Annotated in this window: 15 protein-coding genes; 6 read left to right on the forward strand and 9 right to left on the reverse strand. The window is 57.6% G+C overall.

Annotated features, from left to right (window positions below):
• Positions 1-37: 37 nt before the first annotated feature.
• On the forward strand, positions 38-2,113 hold the full coding sequence (locus KF767_06305) for a hypothetical protein (protein ID MBX3017478.1): 2,076 nt from the start codon (positions 38-40) through the stop codon (positions 2,111-2,113).
• On the opposite strand, the gene recO is transcribed toward KF767_06305, so the two are convergent.
• Both recO and KF767_06315 read right to left on the reverse strand, forming a co-directional pair.
• Positions 2,110-2,700: a DNA repair protein RecO gene (gene recO, locus KF767_06310; GenBank protein ID MBX3017479.1), complete on the reverse strand. Its 591-nt coding sequence runs from the start codon at positions 2,698-2,700 to the stop codon at positions 2,110-2,112. The genes KF767_06305 and recO overlap by 4 nt on opposite strands.
• On the reverse strand, positions 2,697-3,683 hold the full coding sequence (locus KF767_06315) for a hypothetical protein (protein MBX3017480.1): 987 nt from the start codon (positions 3,681-3,683) through the stop codon (positions 2,697-2,699). The genes recO and KF767_06315 overlap by 4 nt, the downstream gene beginning before the upstream one ends.
• Before the next feature lie 191 nt (positions 3,684-3,874).
• Between KF767_06315 and KF767_06320 the strand changes: the two genes are divergently transcribed.
• Entirely contained in the window at positions 3,875-5,470 is a 1,596-nt protein-coding gene (locus KF767_06320) for a transglycosylase SLT domain-containing protein (protein ID MBX3017481.1), read from the forward strand.
• Positions 5,467-5,874: a hypothetical protein gene (locus KF767_06325; GenBank protein MBX3017482.1), complete on the forward strand. Its 408-nt coding sequence runs from the start codon at positions 5,467-5,469 to the stop codon at positions 5,872-5,874. The genes KF767_06320 and KF767_06325 overlap by 4 nt, the downstream gene beginning before the upstream one ends.
• A 289-nt stretch (positions 5,875-6,163) precedes the next feature.
• Here the strand turns inward: KF767_06325 and KF767_06330 are convergent, their stop codons facing one another.
• From KF767_06330 to KF767_06355, 6 genes are read right to left on the reverse strand one after another with little or no spacing between them, the layout of a single operon-like run.
• Positions 6,164-6,688 (reverse strand): NADH-quinone oxidoreductase subunit I, encoded by a 525-nt coding sequence (locus KF767_06330; protein ID MBX3017483.1) that lies wholly within the window; start codon positions 6,686-6,688, stop codon positions 6,164-6,166.
• A complete protein-coding gene (locus tag KF767_06335; protein MBX3017484.1) occupies positions 6,685-8,265 on the reverse strand; it encodes a (2Fe-2S)-binding protein in 1,581 nt (526 codons plus the stop codon). Before KF767_06335 ends, KF767_06330 begins: the two co-directional genes overlap by 4 nt.
• Positions 8,246-9,565 (reverse strand): NADH-quinone oxidoreductase subunit NuoF, encoded by a 1,320-nt coding sequence (nuoF, locus tag KF767_06340; protein MBX3017485.1) that lies wholly within the window; start codon positions 9,563-9,565, stop codon positions 8,246-8,248. The genes KF767_06335 and nuoF overlap by 20 nt, the downstream gene beginning before the upstream one ends.
• On the reverse strand, positions 9,562-10,035 hold the full coding sequence (gene nuoE, locus KF767_06345) for an NADH-quinone oxidoreductase subunit NuoE (protein ID MBX3017486.1): 474 nt from the start codon (positions 10,033-10,035) through the stop codon (positions 9,562-9,564). The genes nuoF and nuoE overlap by 4 nt, the downstream gene beginning before the upstream one ends.
• Before the next feature lie 13 nt (positions 10,036-10,048).
• On the reverse strand, positions 10,049-11,731 hold the full coding sequence (locus KF767_06350) for an NADH-quinone oxidoreductase subunit D (GenBank protein MBX3017487.1): 1,683 nt from the start codon (positions 11,729-11,731) through the stop codon (positions 10,049-10,051).
• Positions 11,724-12,296, reverse strand: coding sequence for an NADH-quinone oxidoreductase subunit B (locus KF767_06355; GenBank protein MBX3017488.1), 573 nt, complete (start codon positions 12,294-12,296; stop codon positions 11,724-11,726). The genes KF767_06350 and KF767_06355 overlap by 8 nt, the downstream gene beginning before the upstream one ends.
• Positions 12,297-12,699: 403 nt before the next feature.
• Between KF767_06355 and KF767_06360 the strand changes: the two genes are divergently transcribed.
• The 3 genes from KF767_06360 (at position 12,700) to KF767_06370 (ending at position 17,742) form a co-directional block, all read left to right on the forward strand.
• On the forward strand, positions 12,700-14,025 hold the full coding sequence (locus tag KF767_06360; GenBank protein ID MBX3017489.1) for a S8 family serine peptidase: 1,326 nt from the start codon (positions 12,700-12,702) through the stop codon (positions 14,023-14,025).
• 151 nt (positions 14,026-14,176) lie between these two features.
• Positions 14,177-15,964: an ABC transporter ATP-binding protein gene (locus KF767_06365; GenBank protein ID MBX3017490.1), complete on the forward strand. Its 1,788-nt coding sequence runs from the start codon at positions 14,177-14,179 to the stop codon at positions 15,962-15,964.
• Positions 15,961-17,742 carry an ABC transporter ATP-binding protein gene (locus KF767_06370; GenBank protein MBX3017491.1) on the forward strand — a complete coding sequence of 594 codons (1,782 nt, stop codon included), beginning with the start codon at positions 15,961-15,963 and terminating at the stop codon, positions 17,740-17,742. The genes KF767_06365 and KF767_06370 overlap by 4 nt, the downstream gene beginning before the upstream one ends.
• A 2-nt stretch (positions 17,743-17,744) precedes the next feature.
• Here the strand turns inward: KF767_06370 and KF767_06375 are convergent, their stop codons facing one another.
• Positions 17,745-19,970 (reverse strand): S8 family peptidase, encoded by a 2,226-nt coding sequence (locus KF767_06375; protein MBX3017492.1) that lies wholly within the window; start codon positions 19,968-19,970, stop codon positions 17,745-17,747.
• Positions 19,971-20,150: the final 180 nt, after the last annotated feature.

Here is a 20,150-nt window from a genome sequence, read left to right on the forward strand (position 1 = left end):
GAAAGATTTCATTCTTTCCGTATTTGGGGAGCTCCACATGAAGCCATCCATCGCTTTCGCGTCCATCGCATTCGCCCTGTCCTGCGCCCACGCGCAAGAGGATGCCCGCAAAGTTCGCGTGGACGTGCGCAAACCGCTCCGCCTGGATTACCACTCCGACGCTTGGAACAAAGACAAAAGCAAAGTCGAAACCTCCACGCTGCTGATCCGCGACGCCAAGACCGGTCGGACCGCGCAAGTGGAAGTCACCGAAACGGGTCGCGACACGGGACTTTTCCTGGGCTATTACCAACTCAACTTCGTCAGCGGACAAAACCAAGACCCCGAGATGTCCCCCGAAGTTTACGTGGTTCCCCCGTCGATCGCGTCAGGCGCGGCGGGAATGAAGGTCGTGAACCAAATGATTCGCGACGGGCAGCTGCTGCGCAAACCCTACTTCCTGCGCTTGGAAAACCGCTCGATGCAGGCGATCTCGGTTTACGATACGAAAGATCAAGCGCTCGAGGCCTACCAAGGTTACCTGAAAACGGGAACGGGCCGCCAGATCGTCGACCGCGCCGCCATGGCCGCCGCGCAGGCCGCCCGTCTTTCCGAACAAAGCCGCGCCCGCCAGGAAGCCGAACTGAAAGCCGAAAACGAACGTAAGGCGATGGAGCAAGCCGAAGCCGCCCGCATCGCGGAAGCCCGTCAAAAGGCCTCCGAGATGGACGCGAACGCGAAGGCCCTGCGCCAGAAGCGCGCGGTCGATGCCGCGACCCTAGCCATGGAGCTCTACAAGAAAGACGAGTTCGCCGGCGCCGAAAAGAAATTCCAAGAGGCCGTGAACGAAGATCCCGAAAATCAAACGTATTACTTCCAGTACGGCGTCACGCTTTTCAAACTGGAAAAGTACGATCGTTCGCTCGTGATCTTGGACTTGGTGAAAGGCGGCGAGGTCAATCCCGCCGAAGTGAACTATTACCGCGGATTGAATCACCTCAAGCTGCAAGAGTACAACAACGCGTACAAATCGTTCTTGGACGTGAAAAACGCGAACGATCCCCAGCTCAGTCCCGCGGCCGGCTTCTTCGCGGGCGTGATCGACTACCAAAACGAAAACTACGATTCCGCCCGAGGTCTCTTCGAGTACGTGCTGGATCACTCCAAAGACCCGCAACTCGACAAACAATCCGAAGCTTACCTGGAACAAATCGCGAACATCCGCCAATTCCAAGAGATGCAGAAGACCAAGTTCTTCATCAACGCCCAGCTCGGACTGATTTACGATTCGAACATCTTGTCCATCAGCGCGGCGAACGCCCCGACGGATCTGAACGGCTTCCGCTGGATGTACGGCGGCTCGGTCGAATATCGCCCCATCTATTCGCAGCGCCATGAACTGTCCGCGCAGCTGTCCGTGAACGACATGTATTCGCAGGACAAGCAGTTCCAATCGAAGACCGAGTTCCAGAACACGGACGCTTTGCAGGCGATCTTCGGCCTTCCTTACCGCTGGAAAGCGGATGCCTTCGGGAAAGGCTACCAACTGAGCCTGACCCCGAGTTACGAGAACGTTCAGATGAATGCCGACGGCGAAGGCACGCGCGAGACGATCCTGAACTCGACGGTCCTTGATGTCGACCAAACCTTCATCATGAACGAGGATTGGTTTTCGACCTACAATCTGGAGTTCCGCCGCGACAACTCGCAGATCGCGTCGACTGACGAGGAAAATCAATCGGCGACCAAAATGTCGCTCTCGTCATCGCAGGCTTGGTTCTTCGACGCCAAGAAAACTAAAGCGCTCATCTGGGACTTGGGTTACTCGAAGAACAATGCCGAAGGCGAGAATCAACGTTATAACCGCATCGATACCGCCCTCACCTATCTGCACCCGATCAACGACACCTGGAGCGGCACGACCCGCCTGGGCTACTACAACTCGAACTACAACGAGCATACTTCGGGTCGGACCGACAACAACCTCGGCGTGACCCTGGCCGCCCGCCGCGGTCTCGAGAAGCTGCTGTTCGTGAACGTCGCGTTCACTTACCAAAAGAACAACTCGATCGAGGCTTACACCTACGATAAGTACACGCTCATGACGTTCCTGAGCTGGGATCAGAATTTCTAAAGTGAAGCCGACTGCACGTAGCGTTTGATTTGTTCGCTCAGCCAGCTGCGCTTCGGCGTCGGCACTTGGGGAAAGGCCGACTCTCCCGCCAACGTCGCGATGGGTTGCTCGAGAAAAGGCGCCATCCATTCGTCGAATTCCAGGACTCCGTGAAGCTTCAGGAATTTCAAACCGAACTGCGCTTCCACGCGCGCCAAGTTCGCGCCATCGGCCAAGGTTTTAAGCGAATTGCCGAGTAAATTGAAAATCTCGGGGAAGACGTCGCCGGGATTCGAGCGGTCGATCACGTCCAGGCAGCGTAGCGCGAGGTTCAACCGATCGTAGTCCGAACGCAAGCCCTCGAAACCCTCGAGCAGGCGCGCGTCCTCTAAGGAATGAAGCGCGTCTTCCCGCACGGCCATTTTAACCTGACACTCGAGATAGTGAGTGGGTTCGAGCAGACCGCCCCCGAAGCGTTTGCGGCTTTTCAGCGCTCCGCGCGCCAGGCAGTGCAAACGCGCGCCGTTGGGCTCAAGCCCGTGGATGATCAAGTCGGCTTCCGCCCACTTCATCCGCTTGAGCACGATCATTTTCACGCTCTTGTTCATGGATTCAGCTCGAAAACCGTGGCGTCCATGGCCTCGCGCAATTTGTCCTCGAACAGCGGGTGTCGGACCAGGTCGGGACTCAGTAGCAGAAGCCCGCGCACTTCATCGGCGGAAGGCATCGGCTGCCACCACTGCGTGAACGCCGGCAAGACCGGATGCTCACAACCCGTCACCGATTCCGAATCGAGGGGCAATTGCAAAGCGCGCTTCAGAAGTTCGGCCACGGCCGCGCCGTTGCGGTCGGGATGCCAAACGGCCACGCGATCGTAAAGACGGCGCGCCATTCCCCATTCGCGAAAACCGAACTTCGAGATCATCAAACGTTCCGCGTCTTCCACCGCCGCGCGGTCCTCGCGCCGGGGCAGGCTCAGAATCTTCTCGACCTGCGCGCGCTCGTTCGCGCCCCAGATCATCCGGTGCGCGAACAGCGGCGGCGTGCGCACGCGCGCACCCAAACGCGCCCACGCATACTCTTCGCTCAGGCTTTGGATACGCACGCCGTAGGGTGAAACATCGCGGGGTCGGAAAAAGTGCGCGCTGTGGCTGACCGCCATCGACAAAATCCGTTTCGCGCCGAGCGCGACGTCCAAAAGTTCGCGGCCGAAGTCCGCGCCGGTGACGGGATGATCTTCCGCCCACATCACGAAATTGGTTTCACGCGGAAGCGACTCGGCCCAAGTTTGCCAATCGGCCGCGGGCGCTCCCGGCGCGGGCAGCTGCGATGCGGGAATCACCTGCACCTGAAAACCCATCTTGTAAATTTGCGGCAGCACCGCTTCGAAAGCCCAGGTCTCGCCTTCGATGATCGCCACTTGCGGTTTGTGCGAAAAAAAGAGCGCCGTCCCCAAAACCATCTCGCACACCGCATGCTCCAGACCGCGGTACATCCGACCGTGCTCGTCGGCCTTCATCGGAAACTCCGAGCGAAATCCCTCGTTCCAATCTTCCCAAGTGTGCGTGCGCAAAAGATCGATCTTCATCACTTTGCATTTCACCGGAAACACGCGGGCGAGTCATGTCTCGAATTGAGGCGTCAATCCTTTGCGGCCCCCCGGACGAAAAGGGGCCCTCGTGGGTCCGCCTCTCATTCGTCCCTCGTTGAGACGCATTTTCCCAAGTCATATCAAGGGATTGTCCGAGGGAAACTGGCGGTCGACTTGCACTCTCTGACGGCATGGGGTTCCCGTCGTCAACAACTCAACTTTGCCGGATCACGATGCTCTTGGCCGCGCTGGGCTTCCCCCTGCTCACACTCGCGAACTATCAGGGCACTCAGGCCCGTGGCCCCGTCGCGACCCGCACGCAAGCCCCGGCACGCACCACGAGCGCCGCCCTCACACCGAGCGTGGCGATGGCCAACGCCGGTCACATTCGTCCCGCTTCGAAGCGCGCGCTGCGCGTGGATGATCCCGGCGTCACCGGCGGCCTGAGCGTGCAGCCCTCGATCGCGGTCGACGGCGTTCCTTCGTCCACCGTCACCACGCCGAGCGGCACCGCGACCACGACATCACTGCCTTCCGGTGTCCGCGGTTTGAGCGCATCCGTTCCCACGGGCTCGCCGGTCGTGATGCCCCCGCCCGCACCGAACACCCAAGATCCCAATCTGCTGCCGATGATGTTGCAGGTTGCGGGCGCACTGATCAAAGGCATGCCGTCAGACTCGACCGGAAAAAATCACGACACCAACGCCGAGCTGCGCGCCACCGCCGAACGCGCCGGTGCGCTCAACGCCCGCGTGAACCAAGTCACCTCGGGTGTTCAGGGCGTGCCCCCGGCGACCTGTACCTCTTGTTTGACCAGCACCACCCAGGATCCCCGCTTCGAACGCTGCTCGAATCAGAATGGCTACTTCGAGGACGTTCTCGCCGGCGGGAACTTACCGGCGATGCAGGCCTTGAAAGACGCGACACCCTCGAATGCCACCGTCACCTGCATGGCCGAACGGATGCGCACCTCGGGTGGACGCTTCAACTATTGCTCGCAAGGAAGTGGCGGTTACGGCCAACGCGTGAACCGCCCCTGCGCTTCCGAACGTATGGTCCGCGCGGTCGCTTCGGCTTTCGAGCTGACCTCGGAGTGCCTGGCGGGCTACGTGGATCCCGGAACCGAAAATAACGCCGAGGCGAAAGCCTCTTTGCGCCGTGCCCTCTTTCAGTTGATCAATCACGAGTCGGGTTTCGTCCCGAACTCGGTCTCGTCAACGGAAGCCGGCGGCATGGGACAGCTGACCCAAGGCGCGATCCAACACATCAATCGCGAAGAGTTCGGCACGATCCAGGCACGCATCAAATCCAGCTCCAATCCCGCCTGCCAGCAGCTCGCGAAATCGGAATACCGTCCGATGCAGGGCTCGACGGCCAACGGCTGCGAACGCCTGGCATTGCAGAACGGAAATCCGCAGCTGAATCTGATGTACTCGATGGCGCATATGAAACTGATCTACGACCAAGTCGCGGGACAACTGGACCGCGCGGGCGTGAGCGGCGCGGCCCGCACGACGCTCCTTCACCAACTTCTGGTGTGGGGACACAACGTGGGTTCGGGCGGCATGGGCGAAATCCTGCGCATCTCATTGAGCCGTCACGGAGCGAGCTTACGCGCGGGCAATGTCGGCGCGTTCCTGCAAGCCATGCAGCAAGACACCGCCAGCTGGCACCGCGCGAAGGGCCAACGCGATCCCGCCGAGCCCACCCGCTTCCTGGCCAAAACCCAAAACGACCTGGCATCGCTCGAACGCCGCGTGAACGGCAGCTGCGGGGTGATCAAATGAAATCACTGATCCTGATTCTACTGACGGTTTTTTTCAGCATGCAGGCTTTCGCCAGCGGCGGTCGCATGACCACGGCCCAAGTGCGCGCCACCGTGCAGGACGCCCGGGAGCGTTTGAAAAATCAAAATGACCCCCAAGCCCGCAAAGCCGAACTCGAACGCCTGCAAACCCGCTTGCAGCAAGAGTTCAACAAAGGTTCGGCGAGTTTTGACGCCACCTTCGTTTACGTGAACAAGGTCCTCTTGGATCTGGAAAACATCCTGTACAACGACTGCAAAAAATCACGGGACCTGATCGTCAATCAAACCCTGGGCGCCGATCCGAATCTACGCCAGCGCGACGCCATCCAACGCGAAATGAGCGAAGGTCTGGCTTTGCACACGTCTTACTGCTCCGGCCGCTAGGTCCCTCGCACTCCCCAAAAATAAAAACGAACTGGCCCCTTTGCGTGCGCGTTCGAAATCCATGGAGTTTCCGAAAGGCTTTTCCTTTCGGTCAGTTGGGGCCTCCGCAGCGCCTGGATGGCGTAAGACCCTGCGGCGAGGCCAGGAGGGCCGCGCCCCAAGTGAGCGAAAGGAAAAGCCTTTCGGAAGCGCTCCGGGAGTTTGGATGCGCACGCAAAGGGGCCAGTTTCAAATAAAAACGCGGACCCTTGGGCCCGCGTTTTTCGTTTCTTTGCTGAAGCGTGGAGTTCTAGATTCCCGCCTTGTGTCTTTCTTCGTCGTCGACGACCGAAAGGATGCCGCCTTTGAGCTGGGGACGGTAGGCGAGTTTCTCGATCCCGTAATTGAACTGACCGCCCGAAAGCGACGGGGTCTGCCACTCGGGGCCCATCCGGATCGCGTCGACAGGGCAGGCCTCTTCACAGAAGCCGCAGAAGACGCAACGAAGGATGTCGATCTCGTACTTGATCGGGAATTTCTCGACCGTGGGATCGGTGTGTTCCGACGCCACGATGGTGATGCATTCCGCGGGGCAGTTCGTCGCGCACAACATACACGCCGTGCAACGGAGCGAACCGTCCTTCTTCACCGTCAGGACGTGGTTCCCTTTGAAGCGCGCCGAATACTCGTGCTTCTCTTCCGGATAGTTGATGGCCGGCATGCCTTTTTTGTTGATCAAGTTCTTGATCAAGTGTTTGCCGGTGATGGCGAGCCCGCCCAGAATCCCGGGCAGGTACCACTTCTGAAGTTCACCCGAACGTTCAACAACACTCACAGCGACCCCCGACGGAAGACGAATTCGTTTTTCTTACGCGTTTCCACGGTCACGCGGTCCTGAGGCTTCTGGACTTCCACGAAAGTCGAAGGCTCGGCGCGGAAGATCAGGTTCTGACCGGTCAGCAGCTGGGCCGCGTCCGTCAGGCTGAGGGCTTCGTTCACGATGGTGGTGACCTTTTTGATCTTCTGGGCCAGGCCCTTGAAGTTCACGAAGGTGCCGTCCTTTTCCAAGTACGACTTCATGGGAATCTGCCACACATTGCCCGAGCTCAGTTTTTCGACGAACTCGTTCTTCGTGCTTTGCATCCAGATCAGGTTTTCCGCCTGGCTCAAGAGCTTCACTTTTTCTTCGATGTCCGGGAAGACGAAGAAGTTTTCGGGACCGGCGACGACGACGGTTTTGATCTTCTTCGACTTCAGGCCTTCCACCAGGTCATTCCAACCCGCGGTGATCCCGTGCTGCGCGAGCACGGACAACAGGCCCTTGGTGTTCGGGTTCTTGTCCCCGCGTTTCAGCAATCCATCGAAAGCTTCGAAACTTTCGGGATTGTTGATCCAATGGAAGATGTTTTTCGTACCGACATTCGAGACGAAGTTCGCGATGATGGTTTCGTACTCTTCCGAGGTGTACTGGCCCGTCAAGACCAGCGCCACGGACGAGCCCCCCGCCTTCACGACCGCGCCGGCTTCTTTCGCCGCCGCGCCGGGAGCGAGCTCTTCCCAACCGTTTTTGCCCAGACGACGGCCCTTCAGCCAACGCGCATCGCGGTTCACGAACTTGTAGAAGTCGCGACCGGAATCGCTCATCCAGTGACCGTTCACGTCGGGATTGTAGATCGGCTTCGCGCGGAAGAATCCTTCTTTGTTGAAGTACACGCGAACGTTACAGCCCGTCGAGCAGCCGGTGCAGACCGTGGGCGCATCTTTGAGATACCAAACCCGTTGGCGGAACCGGAAGTCTTTCGCGGTCAGCGCGCCGACCGGGCAGATGTCCACCGTATTCAGTGAGTACGCATTGTCGAGTTCGACGCCGTCGTGGGTGCCGATCTCGGCGTGGTCCCCGCGATTGAAGATCCCCAGCTCGTTCGTCTTCGTGACTTCTTCGGTGAAGCGCACGCAACGCGAACACAGGATGCAACGCTCGGAATCCAGAACCACGGTGGGTCCCAGATCGACGACCTTGTGTTTTTTGACTTTCTTTTCGGCCATCTCGGGATTGTATTTCCCGAATTCCATATACTGGTCTTGCAGACCGCACTCACCGGCTTGGTCGCAGATCGGGCAATCCAAGGGGTGATTGATCAAATGGAAATCCAAACCCCACTTCGCGGCGTCTTTCACCTTTTCCGAAGTGTTGTTCACTTTCATGCCTTCAGTGACCACGGTATTGCACGCGATCTGCAGGCGGGGATTTCCTTCGATCTCGACCATACACAAGCGGCACACGCCCGCGACCGACAAACCGGGGTGCCAGCAGTAGTGAGCAATGGATTGCTCATTGTTTTTCATGGCCTCGATGATCGTCGTTCCTTCTTTGACTTCGAGCTCGACGCCATTAATGGTGCATTTCGGCATACGCCACCCCTTTAACTTTCGAACGACCTTCGCGCACATAGTACTCGAATTCGTCGCGGAACTTGCTCACGAAGCTGATGACCGGCAAAGCCGCCGCATCCGAAAGCGCGCAGATCGTGCGCCCCTTCATGTTGTCGGCCACTTTCACCAGAAGATCGATGTCTTGCAGACGGCCGCGGCCCGACAGGATCGAATGGACGATCTTGTCCAACCAGCCCGTGCCTTCACGGCAGGGCGTGCACTGACCGCAAGATTCGTGATGATAGAAATGAGTCAAATTCGCCAGCGCCTCGACCATGCAGGTCGTATCGTCCAGCACGATGACCGCGCCCGAACCGAGCATCGAACCCATCTGCGCCAGACATTCGTAGTCGAGCGTCGCGCGGTTCGCTTCTTCCGCGGTCAAAACCGGCGAAGAGCTTCCGCCGGGAATCACGGCTTTCAGCTGACGACCGGGGCGAAGGCCGCCCGCCATCGAGATCAAATCTTTGAGCGGATACGCGAGGGGCACTTCGAAGTTCCCGCCGTGCACGACCGCGCCGCTGATCGAGAAGAGCTTCGTGCCCGCCGACTTTTCGGTGCCGAATTTGCGGTAAGCCGCCGCGCCGTCACGGATGATCGGGATGACCGCCGCGAGCGTCTCAACGTTATTCACGATGGTGGGTTTGCGCAGATAACCCTGCACCGCCGGGAAGGGCGGTTTCAGCTTCGGCTGGCCTTTCAGGCCTTCGAGCGACGAGATCATCCCGGTCTCTTCACCGCAGATGTAAGCGCCCGCCCCCGAATAAACGTCCATCTCGTGGTCGAAACCCGAGCCCAGGATGTTTTTGCCGAGGTAACCGGCCTTCTTCGCTTCTTCGATCGCGGCGAGCAAGATGCGGATCGAGACGTAGTACTCGCCACGGACGTAGATGTAGGACTTTTTCGAGCCGATCGCGAAGGCCGACATGATCATGCCTTCGATCAACTGGTGCGGAGCGCGCTCCATCATCAGACGATCTTTGAACGTGCCGGGTTCGCCTTCATCCGCGTTGCAGAGAAGATAGCGGGGCTCATTGTTTTTCGGCAGGAAGCTCCACTTGGTGCCGGTCGGGAAACCCGCGCCACCACGGCCGCGCAAGCCCGAAGCCTTCACTTCGTCGATGATCTGCTGGGGCTGCATTTTGAGGGCTTTTTCCAGCGTCTTGTAACCGCCGTTTTTCTTGTAGCCCTCAAGACCGCGGAACTCGTCCAGGTGGTAGAACTCCGATAGCAGTTTCGACTGACCCGGAACGTGGGTGCAATTGATGCTTCCGCTCATTTCAAGCTCCTCAAAAGATTCATCGCGGATTCGGGCGTGAGGTTCTCGTGGTACTCGTCGTTGACCATCATCATGGGCGCGGTTCCGCAACTGCCCAGACACTCCGCGCGCGAAATCGAGAATTTCCCGTCGGCGGTGACCTCGTTCATTTTCACTTTCAGTTCTTTGCACATGTGGTTCACCAGATCCTGCGCGCCATTCACATGGCAGCTCAGCGTCTGGCAAACTTGCACATGGTACTTACCGACGCTCTTCTGATTGAACATCGTGTAGAACGTGAACACTTCGTTGATGCGCGATTCGGGAAGACCCAGCACTTTCGACAGCGTACGGATCACATCCTGGCTGATCCAGCCGTTGTTTTCTTTCTGCGCGATGTACAAGGACGGGATGATCGCCGACTCGACGGTCTCGTAGCGGGTCATCTCTTTCTTCACTTTTTGCAGGCCTTCGGCCGAGAGTTCAAACATCGTGGGCTCCTGCTTAACGGTCGAGTTCGCCGGCGATAAGGTTCATCGAAGCGATGGTCGCGATCGCGTCCGCGATCATGCCACCCTTCACCACGGTGGGGAAAGACGAGTAGATCGGGAAGCAAGGGGGACGCACCTTCAAACGGTAGGGATTTCCGCTGCCGTCCGAAACCAAATAGAAACCGAGCTCGCCGTTCGCCGCTTCGGTCGCATCGTAAGTGTCGCCAATCGGAGGACGGAGACCCTTGATGATGAGCATGAAGTGGTTCATCAGACCTTCGATGTTTCCGTAAACGTCTTTCTTCTCGGGCAGCACGATCCCTTTGTCGCGGATCGTGTAATCACCCGAAGGAACGTTTTTGCAGATCTGCTCGATGATCCGGATCGACTGGCGCATCTCTTCCACGCGAACCAGGTAGCGATCATAGATGTCGCCGCTGGTGCCGACGGGAATGTCGAAGTCGAGCTGGTCGTAGCCGTAGTAAGGTTGCAGCTTACGCAAATCCATCCCCACGCCCGAAGCGCGCAGCAAGGGACCGGTATAGCCCCAAGCCAAAGCGTCCTGCGCGGTCACCGGCAAAACGCCGCGGGTCCGCTTGATGAAGATCTTGTTGTCCAGCGCCAGCGCCGAGAATTCGTCCAGCTCCGCGCGCATGTCCTTACAGAAATCCAGAACCAGATCGAACCAACCGTCGGGAGCGTCCTGCGCCATGCCGCCCACGCGGGTCATAGAGACGGTCAAACGGGCGCCGCAAAGTTTTTCGAAAAGATCGTACACACGCTCACGGTAAGTGAACATATGGAAGAAGCCCGTCAACGCACCCAAATCCAGCGCGCCGGTTCCCACCGAAATATGGTGGTCGATGATCCGCGAAAGCTCGGCCAGGATGATCCGCAGCGCCTGCGCGCGCGGCGGGATCGTCACGCCCAGGATTTTCTCGACGGTCTTGCAGTAACCGATGTTGTTCATCGGCGCCGAACAGTAGTTCAGACGGTCGGTGTACGGGATGACTTGGTTGTAGGGATGGGTTTCCGCCATCTTTTCGAAACAGCGGTGCAGGTAGCCGATCTCGACGCCGGCGCGCGCGATCGTCTCGCCGTCCATTTCAGCCATGACCCGCAAAGTTCCGTGCATCGCCGGATGGGAGGGTCCGATGTTCAGCGGCTGGAAATTGTCATTGAGCACATCGCCGCGCTCATCGCCGACGTTGTCGAAGTGAATCGGCAAGGTCGATGTGCAGTGCTGCTGACGATCCGCTTCGTAGTCTTTGCGCAAAGGGTGACCCACGAATTGATGGTGGGTCAGAATCCGGCGCAGGTTCGGGTGGCCTTTGAAAACGATCCCGAACATGTCGTAAGCTTCGCGCTCGAACCAATCGGCACCGCGGAAGATGCCGATCAAAGTATCGATGGACTCGCCTTCCGCCAGACGCACCTTCAAACGCACGCGACGGGCGTTTTTGGTGTTCAGCAGGTGGTAGACGACGTCGAAACGTTTCGCACGGTTCGGATAGTCGACACCGCAAAGATCGACGAAGAAGTCGAAGTGGCCTTGCTCTTTCAAAAAGCGAATGACGGCGATGATGTTGTCCGCGGGGACGACGATCGCGTCGTCACCGAACTGCTGCGCGAACTCGAACGCGTCGATGTTGAACGACGACGCGAGTTCTTTCTTGAGCGTTTCCAAATTACTCATAGTCCGGAGCCTTCCATTGGTCTTTCCACGGGCGAGGCGTGTGATCTTTGATCATTTTCTGGAGCGTCATGATGCCATCGAGAACCGCTTCGGGAGTCGGAGGGCAACCGGGGACGTAAACGTCGACGGGAATGACTTTATCGGCGCCTTGCAGGACGTGATACGCACGGTAGAAACCGCCCGACGAAGCGCACGCGCCCATCGAGATCACGTACTTCGGCTCGAGCATTTGACGGTAAATGCGCACGAGGATCGGCGCCATTTTTTCGGTGATGGTGCCCGCGACGATCAGCAGATCGCTCTGACGGGGCGAGAAGCGCACGACTTCCGCGCCGAAACGCGCGAGATCGTACTTCGGTCCCATCACGCTCATGAGTTCGATTCCGCAGCACGCGGTTCCGAACGGCAAAGGCCACATGGAGTTCCGACGTCCCCACGCCACAACGGCATCGAGACGAGTCGTCATCGCGAACGAGCGCGACGGATCGTGAGCGTCTTGCGTGCCAGTCGCGATTTGAATCGACGACGGAGCAGACGCGTTGATTTGGGTGTCCTGTTCAGACATTTGAAACACCTCGCAATATTCTCAATAGATTTGCATCTTTCCCTTCATTTTGTCGCAGATTCAGCAAGTGAAGTCATGAACTTTCAAGGGGTTGGTAGAGGTTCGGAGTTGCAGAGTTTCGCTTCGAAAACTAGCATCCGATTTTGGGCGTGCGAATGATTCGGGCGCTTGCCGTGACGGACTCTCCTTCCGAGTGAAATCGGAGGAGGAATCCGGCCTTCGGCCCAACTAAGGAGGGGAAATGACAACTCACAGCATGAGAGCGATTCTCATTTTTGCGGTCACCGGACTGCTCGGACTCAGCGCTCTCGGACAAAACACCAAACGCGAGACCGCGCGAACCGATGTGCGAACATTGGTGAAGTTCAAAGGCAAAGCCGAAATCTCGAAAACCTATGGCTGGATGACCACGAAATCCGGCTGGGACGTTTCGCAAATCACCGACCAATGGGTCCTGGTGAAAGGCGCCGATGTGGCGGCCGTCCAAAATCGCCTCATGTCCATGATGTCGACCGAAAGTGAAATCGAATTCACCCAACCCGACTACCCGATCCGCCTGATGCACGACTGGCGCATCCAAGATCCCCTCCGCCGCGCCGCAATTCAGCGCAGCGCTAAAGCCCTCGCCCGCTTCCAAAAGACCATGCCCGCCGACAACCCCGAGTTCCCCACCGATCTGACGACCGGCACGGGCGCGGACCCGGATTTCGCGAAACAGTGGGGCATGCACAATGCCGAAGTCGCCGAGGCTTGGCGCAAGAATAAAGACGCGCGGGGCGTGATCGTCGCGGTCATCGACACCGGCGTCGACTACACCCACGAAGACCTGCGTCCGAATCTTTGGATCAACAAAAAAGAGATCCCCGGCAACGGCATCGATGACGATGGCAACGGCTACATCGACGACGTTCTGGGTTGGGATTTCGCCGCGAACGACAACAAACCCTTCGACCTCGCCATGGAGCCCTTGAAGGTCATCACCACGGGCGGAAACCCCGGTCACGGCACCCACTGCGCGGGCAACGTCGGCGCACGCGGCGACAACGGCCTGGGCATCGCGGGCGTCGCGCCCCACGTCCAGATCATGAGTCTGCGTTTCATCTCGGAAAAAGGCGCCGGCTACACTTCGGGCGCGATCGGTGCGATCAAGTACGCGGTCGACAACGGCGCGAAGGTGCTTTCGAACTCGTGGGGTTCCGAGGGTGAAGACCCGAACGCCGGTGAAGAGAACAAAGCACTGCGTGATGCGGTCGCTTACGCCGAACAGCACGGCGCGATCTTCGTCGCGGCGGCCGGCAACGGACACCGCGGTCGCGGTTACGACAACGACAACGATCCGCTCCCCGCTTATCCCGCAAGTTATCCCCACGCGAACATCATCACCGTCACCGCCATGGACGTGAACGACCGCCTGGGTTCGTTCGCGAACTGGGGCAACGTCTCGGTGGACATCGGCGCTCCCGGCCTGAATGTCTATTCGACGATGGTGGGCAACGTGTACTCCGACAAAGTCGTCGATCTGGCTTCGATCTCCGTCGACTGGGACGGCACTTCGATGGCGGCCCCGCACGTCGCGGGAGCGGCGGCTCTGTACTGGGGCGCAAATCCGACGAAGACGTGGCAAGAGGTCAAGGACGCGATCCTGAAGTCGGCGACTCCCGTCCCCGCTTTGAAAGGCAAAATCCTGACCGGCGGCAAGCTCAACGTGAACGAGATGATGAAGCACTAAAAGTCCTCCACATCGAATTTGCTTAAAAGAACGGCGGGGCTTCCCCGCCGTTTTCTTTTTCGCGCGATGCCTTCCAGCATCAACCGTCGATCGCGCAGCGGTGACGTGAATGAGGTCGACTTCCCGCCCCGATGGGCCTAAACCTCGCGGGATGACTGACCCCGGACTCCTGAAGAACCCGCTTTGGTACTACATTAAAAAATTCCGCAAGAGCTTCGGTCTGGGGATGTTCTTCCTCGTCATCACGAATATCCTCGACGGAATTTATCCGCTGTTCCTGGCGATGATCATCGACCGTGTGGCCGCCCATCTGGGTTTCACGTCGCTTTGGGGTCCGCTCGCCGCCTTTTTCGCCACCATGGCGGGCCTGGCGGTGTCGCGCTATTTGTGGCGCGTGCACTTCGGCAACTACCACACCCACGCGGCCGAGGATCTGCGCAATCACCTGATGGCGCATCTGTTGAAACTGACCCCACGCTTTTACCAGAAAAATCAGCTCGGCGAGCTGATGAGCCTGATCGTCAACGACGTGCAGAGCTTCCGTCAGTCCATCGGTTCGGCGATTTTGATTTTGGTCGACGGCGCGGTGATCATCGTCGTCATCCTGCCGTTGATGATCATGATGAGTTGGGAGTGGACTTGGAAGACCTTGATCTTCCTGCCGCTGGTCCCCTTCATGATCAAATCCCTGATGAACGCGATCTACCGCAAATCCAAAGAAGTGCAGGACAATCTGTCCGTGCTGTCGGGCTACGCCCAAGAGACCGTGACCGGCGTGCGCGTCCTGAAGGGCTTCGCGGTGGAAAACGAACGTTCACGCGACTACGCGAAGCTCTCGCGCACCTATCAGAACTCGAACGTCGAGCTGGCCCTCATCGATTCCTTGTGGTCCCCCGTCATGTATTTCGGCGTCGCCTCGGGCACGGTGATTTTGCTTTTCATCGGACTGGACGACGTGATGAACGGCGCGGTCACGCTGGGCACACTGGTCGCGTTCCAACGTTATATCTCAAAGATGATTTGGCCCGTGACCGCGTTGGGTCTGGGGCTTTCCCAATACAAAAAAGGGATGGCGGCCTTTGATCGCATCAAAGCCGTGCTCCTTGAAAAGCCCGACGTCGAATTCCGTGGCGGTTCGGACACCATGGAGTTCTCGGGACTGACGGTGCGGGATTTGAACTTCACTTATCCGGGAAGCGCCGAACCCGCGCTGAGGAACGTGAACCTCCAACTGCAACCCGGCGAGAAGATCGGGATCACCGGGCCCGTGGGTTCGGGGAAATCGACGCTGCTGCATCTGCTGCTGGGATTCTATCATCTGCCGCCGGGCCAGATCACGGTGAACGACCGCGATCTGTTCGATTGGGATGAAGAGAAGCTGCGGGCGCTCTTCACCCTGATTCCCCAGGACGTTTTTCTGTTTTCGGATACGGTGCGCGCGAACATTCGCTACGCCCTACCCGAAAACCATCCGCCGCAAGCGGCCGGCGAAATCGACTTGGCCGAGCATATCCTGGACCGCGTGCAGATCCTGGACGAGATGCGCGCCCTGCCCGGCGGGCTTGAGGCCACCTTGGGCGAACGCGGGATCAATCTTTCCGGCGGCCAGAAGCAGCGCCTGGCGCTCGCGCGTGGGCTCGTGCGGCCGACCTCGCTGATTTTGATGGACGACGTCCTGAGCGCCGTGGACTTCAAAACCGAAGAGAAAATTTTGAACGAACTCGCGCGCATGAAGACCTCGTGTTTGATCGTCTCGCACCGGATCGCGGCGCTGAAGCATTGCGATCGCATTTTGGTCTTGAACGGCGGTCGCGTCGAAGCGCTGGGTCGTTTCGATGACGTGCTCGCGCAAAGCCCCTTCTTCAAGGAGCTCTATGAAATTCAGGGCGGGCCGCTACCGAACGAAGACGGAGCCCCGACGAAAGGAGGCCCGCGATGAAGGCCTTCGTCGAAGAAGATAAGGTCCAATCCAGCCTGTCCGTCTGGCAGATGATCGGCCGGCTGTGGCCCTACACTCGGCGCTTCCCGTGGCTGTTCACGGTCACGATCGTTTCGATCCTGGGGCTGGCGACCGCGTCGCGGGTTTTGCCTTGGCTGTTCGGCCAGGCGATCGACGAAGGGATCTTGAAGAACAACGCCGAAATCGTTACCCGCATCGCGCTCATTTACCTGGGCGTCGAGGTCATTCGCTGCGCCTTTGATTTCTCGTACCTCTACTTCTTCCAGAAACTCGGGCAGAAGGTCCTGACCGACATCCGGCAGGATCTGAACGACCGCGTGCAGTCGCTGCCCATCGACTTCTTCAACAAAAACCCCATTGGTCGCATCGTCACGCGTTTGACGAACGATACGGCGACGCTGTCCGAAGTCTTTTCAAACGGCGTGATCCAGATCATCACCGAGGGCGTCATTTTTATCTCGGTCGTCGTGGCGATGTCGCTCATCTCGTGGAAACTCACGCTCGTGACGATGATCACGGCGCCGTTTTTCCTGTTCTTGGCCTTCCGTTTGGCGGGACGGCTGCGGGTCATCCTGCGTGAGTCGAAGAAGCGGCTTTCGGTGCTGTCCAGTTACGCGTCGGAGCAACTCTCTGGTATCCGCGTCGTGCAGATCTACAATCGTCGCCCGCAAAGCTTTCAGCGCTTCCGCGATCAATCCGCGCGTTACCGCGATGCTTTGCTGAACTCGATCAAACACTACGCGCTTTTGCAGCCGCTGATGAACATCTTCAACGGCGTGACCTTGACCCTGGCCCTGTCCTACGGAGGTTACCTCACGCTGGAAGAGGCGATCCCCATCGGCTCCATGGTCGCCTTCTTGATGCACGCCCAGGATCTGATCGCGCCCTTGCGCGAGATCCTTGAAAAGTTCCAGCAGTTCCAGAATTCGCTGACCTCGGCCGAACGGGTTTTCCATACGCTCGACGAAAAACCCGAACGTATGGAGTCGGTCGTCCACCCCTTGAAGATTCAGGGTTCACTGGAGTTTCGCGAGCTGAACTTCCGTTACAGCGAGGGGCTTCCCTGGGTTTTGAAGAACTTCAATCACCAGGTCCCCGCCGGACGCAAGGTCGCGCTGGTCGGTCGCACGGGCAGCGGGAAGTCCACCCTCGTGGCGCTGTTGCAGCGCTTTTACGACGCTCCCCTCGGCACCGTTTTCATCGACGGCCGCGCCATCGAGGATTTCGATCTGCGCTCGCTGCGCCGTCGCATCGGCGTGGTCCAACAGGACCCCTTCATCTTCCGCGGCACGATCGAAGAGAATTTGCGTCTGGGACAAGCCGAGTTCCCGCGCGAGCGCCTGCAAGCGGCGCTGGACCGCATCGGTTACGGCGCCTTTCTGCGCGCCACCGGTCGCGGCCTGGAAAGCTTCGTCGAAGAGCGCGGCGCGAACCTGTCCTCGGGCGAGCGACAGCTTCTGAGCTTCGCGCGCATTCTGGTCTTCGAGCCCGATGTTTTGATCTTGGACGAAGCCACCGCGCACATCGACTCGCAGTCCGAGCAGCTGATCCAACAGGCCACCGAAGAGGTCACCGCCGGACGCACCAGCCTGATCGTGGCCCATCGTTTGTCCACGATCGAAAAGTGCGACGAGATTTTGGTGCTGGATCACGGCGAGCTGAAAGAGCGCGGCACGCATACCGAGCTCATGGCGCGCGGCGGACTGTACCACGCCGTCGCCACAGCGGGGCTGCAGTCCACGAGCGGCAAGGCGTAAACTCACACGCGGACTTGAGTCTGAACGTAGTTTTCAACTGGAGTATACAAGTCGACATCTGTAGATGGCGTACTCAAAGTAATCACCAAACTATACCTAGCAAACTTCGTAGTGTGGCCTTCCCGATGCCTCTCTCGCCACCATCCCATTACGGGATAGACGGCAATCTGTGCTTTTTCTGCCAGCTCCGCTGCTGATCCGCTCCAGACGTCGGAATGAAGTGACCCACGTGACCGACCTGCCTCTCCAAAGTACCAGTCTTCAGAATCACCTCCTGTGGCTCTCGTGGGATCTTGGGCAGATCTCTGGGCTTTGTTGAGCCTTTTCGAAAATTCCTCTTCAGACTCCAGAGAATTTTTTACGTCAAATCTTAGGCCATGCGACTGATAATTGAACTTAAACTTCCAACCTCTCCTGCTCGGATTTGGTTCGATGAAATATGATAGCGTCACGCGCATATCAACCGGCGTATCTCCCAATTCTCTCAAGACTTCCGAGGGCCACGGAATTGAATGAAAATTAATGTCTTTCATGTGATCACCTTCGAACGGGCGAAGCTGACTTTGCGCAATCAAGGTTAGTACATTGTTGGAGCTCCAACGAGCTCTCGCAAGGTTCGGAACCCCGTAACCACAAGTCCTCAATAGCTGCTGTCTTCCCCTCTTGAGCCGCAAATCGAAATATGATTTCATCTCATCTGTCCATTCTGCAGAATGTACCATTAGCGCTCTGACAGTCTCGGGCCAATATTCGGGGTAATCAGAAAAGATTCTAGCTGCAAAATTCGCTGCTTTCGCTGCTGCGGCACTGGTATCAGCCATCCACGTAAAACTGCGACCACCAATCGTCCTACAAACCGTTAATGGTAATAGGCTACCCGGATAGTCCACAACGGAACCGTCTTCGTTTATTGCAGCATTGCCGCCCTCGAAGAGAATATCTGGCTTATTTGGCCATTTCCCCGCCTCCCAAGTAAGTGAAGTCGTACAAGACGGACCAAGACCACCCAGTGGTGCAAGGGGCTGCCATCCGACAAACCCACCCTCCGAAATTCCAACTTTTTCGGTATACGAGCCAACCGTGAGCGCATTCCAGGACTGAGCAGGGTCCTGCACGCCATCCGTGAAATTGGAATCCGGGTAATGTACATGATTCGTCGGATTGGCATTACCACTCGCGACGACAAATAAATTCCGTTGTCCTTGAATGGTTATTCCAGCACAGGCATTGTCCAACGAAGCTGACCAAGAAGAGGGTTGTCCTCTATCCCTACTTTCGCCCGTGGTCAGTGCCATACAGTAAATGCGATTCTTGTAAGGACTTGATACCGTTGCCGTTGCTGCCGCATCTTCAGTGATACTACCGTACAATTCAGGATCGTTCTCACCTTGAGGAGGCAGGATTTTAACTGACTCAAGATCACAAGGAGCGATGAGCCTCTCGGTGGATTGCAGTGCTTCCTCTAAGTCCCCATAGATGATCAACCCAGCCATTTGAGTTCCATGCCCATGGTGGTCGCTAGTCCGCCAAGAATCCTTGTATGCAAACAAACTGCGCTCTGGAAGATGCCTCGAGAGCAGCGAGTGTGATCTGTCTACCCCAGTATCTAGGATGCAAACTACCGGGCGATGAGCTTCTTCAACCAAATCTGTTATGCCATTGAGAGCCGCACACCAAGCAGCTTGTTCTGAGCCCGCCATTCTCAAAAAATCTGAAGTGATTTCCTTGGCACGTCTCAATTCCGCGACGCAGCTTAATCTTTCGATTGCCACCGAAAACTGATTTGCACTCGCATGAGCCAAAACCACTTCGCGATCTAGAAAGAGAAGTCGCTTATTCCCTATTCGAACTCCATTTTGAGTCGAAAAATCCGAGAACTGCCTGAATGAACCTGCTTCTCTTTTCAACCAGACTTCCCACCAAATTACTTCCTGTGGATCGGGAAACACATCAGTATCCGTCCACAGTGACCTAACTACACCGAGACGCAAATTCTCAATACTAGTGACCAGCGCTGAATTTTTCGGATTTCCATTGGCTGTTTCTTTAGTCTTATAGTCGTTAATTTTCTCGATGAACTTTCCGAGCTTATCATCTTGAACAAAGACGGATGCAATTACACGCTCTCCATCATCCTCAGCCGCGATCTTTACGGATAGGACTTCAATGCCCTCTGAAGGCAAGTTCAAGCTTTCGAGCTTTAGATCGTAACCAGGCTTTCCTTCCACCTCTATGTAGACTCCGTCAGGTGCTGGTGCGCCTATTGGAATAGAGCGTTGTCGCCTTGCAAGTTCGGCCTCAACTTGTCTAACTTGGCTTAGGAGATGATCTGCATGCGTTAGACGATCACGCTCTGGATAAGATGGACGTGGTGCCCCCTTTGGGGATACGTAACTATCGGCGCGAAT

The organism is Pseudobdellovibrionaceae bacterium (assembly GCA_019637875.1).
Lineage (GTDB): Bacteria > Bdellovibrionota > Bdellovibrionia > Bdellovibrionales > Bdellovibrionaceae > JAHBUW01.

Bases quoted from the DNA above. Each gene is read 5' to 3' on its own strand.
- KF767_06305 (MBX3017478.1), top strand. From the start codon at position 38: ATGAAGCCATCCATCGCTTTCGCGTCCATCGCATTCGCCCTGTCCTGC.
- recO (MBX3017479.1), bottom strand. From the start codon at position 2,700: ATGAACAAGAGCGTGAAAATGATCGTGCTCAAGCGGATGAAGTGGGCG.
- KF767_06320 (MBX3017481.1), top strand. From the start codon at position 3,875: ATGGGGTTCCCGTCGTCAACAACTCAACTTTGCCGGATCACGATGCTC.
- KF767_06325 (MBX3017482.1), top strand. From the start codon at position 5,467: ATGAAATCACTGATCCTGATTCTACTGACGGTTTTTTTCAGCATGCAG.
- KF767_06335 (MBX3017484.1), bottom strand. From the start codon at position 8,265: ATGCCGAAATGCACCATTAATGGCGTCGAGCTCGAAGTCAAAGAAGGA.
- nuoF (MBX3017485.1), bottom strand. From the start codon at position 9,565: ATGAGCGGAAGCATCAATTGCACCCACGTTCCGGGTCAGTCGAAACTG.
- nuoE (MBX3017486.1), bottom strand. From the start codon at position 10,035: ATGTTTGAACTCTCGGCCGAAGGCCTGCAAAAAGTGAAGAAAGAGATG.
- KF767_06350 (MBX3017487.1), bottom strand. From the start codon at position 11,731: ATGAGTAATTTGGAAACGCTCAAGAAAGAACTCGCGTCGTCGTTCAAC.
- KF767_06355 (MBX3017488.1), bottom strand. From the start codon at position 12,296: ATGTCTGAACAGGACACCCAAATCAACGCGTCTGCTCCGTCGTCGATT.
- KF767_06360 (MBX3017489.1), top strand. From the start codon at position 12,700: ATGACCACGAAATCCGGCTGGGACGTTTCGCAAATCACCGACCAATGG.
- KF767_06365 (MBX3017490.1), top strand. From the start codon at position 14,177: ATGACTGACCCCGGACTCCTGAAGAACCCGCTTTGGTACTACATTAAA.
- KF767_06370 (MBX3017491.1), top strand. From the start codon at position 15,961: ATGAAGGCCTTCGTCGAAGAAGATAAGGTCCAATCCAGCCTGTCCGTC.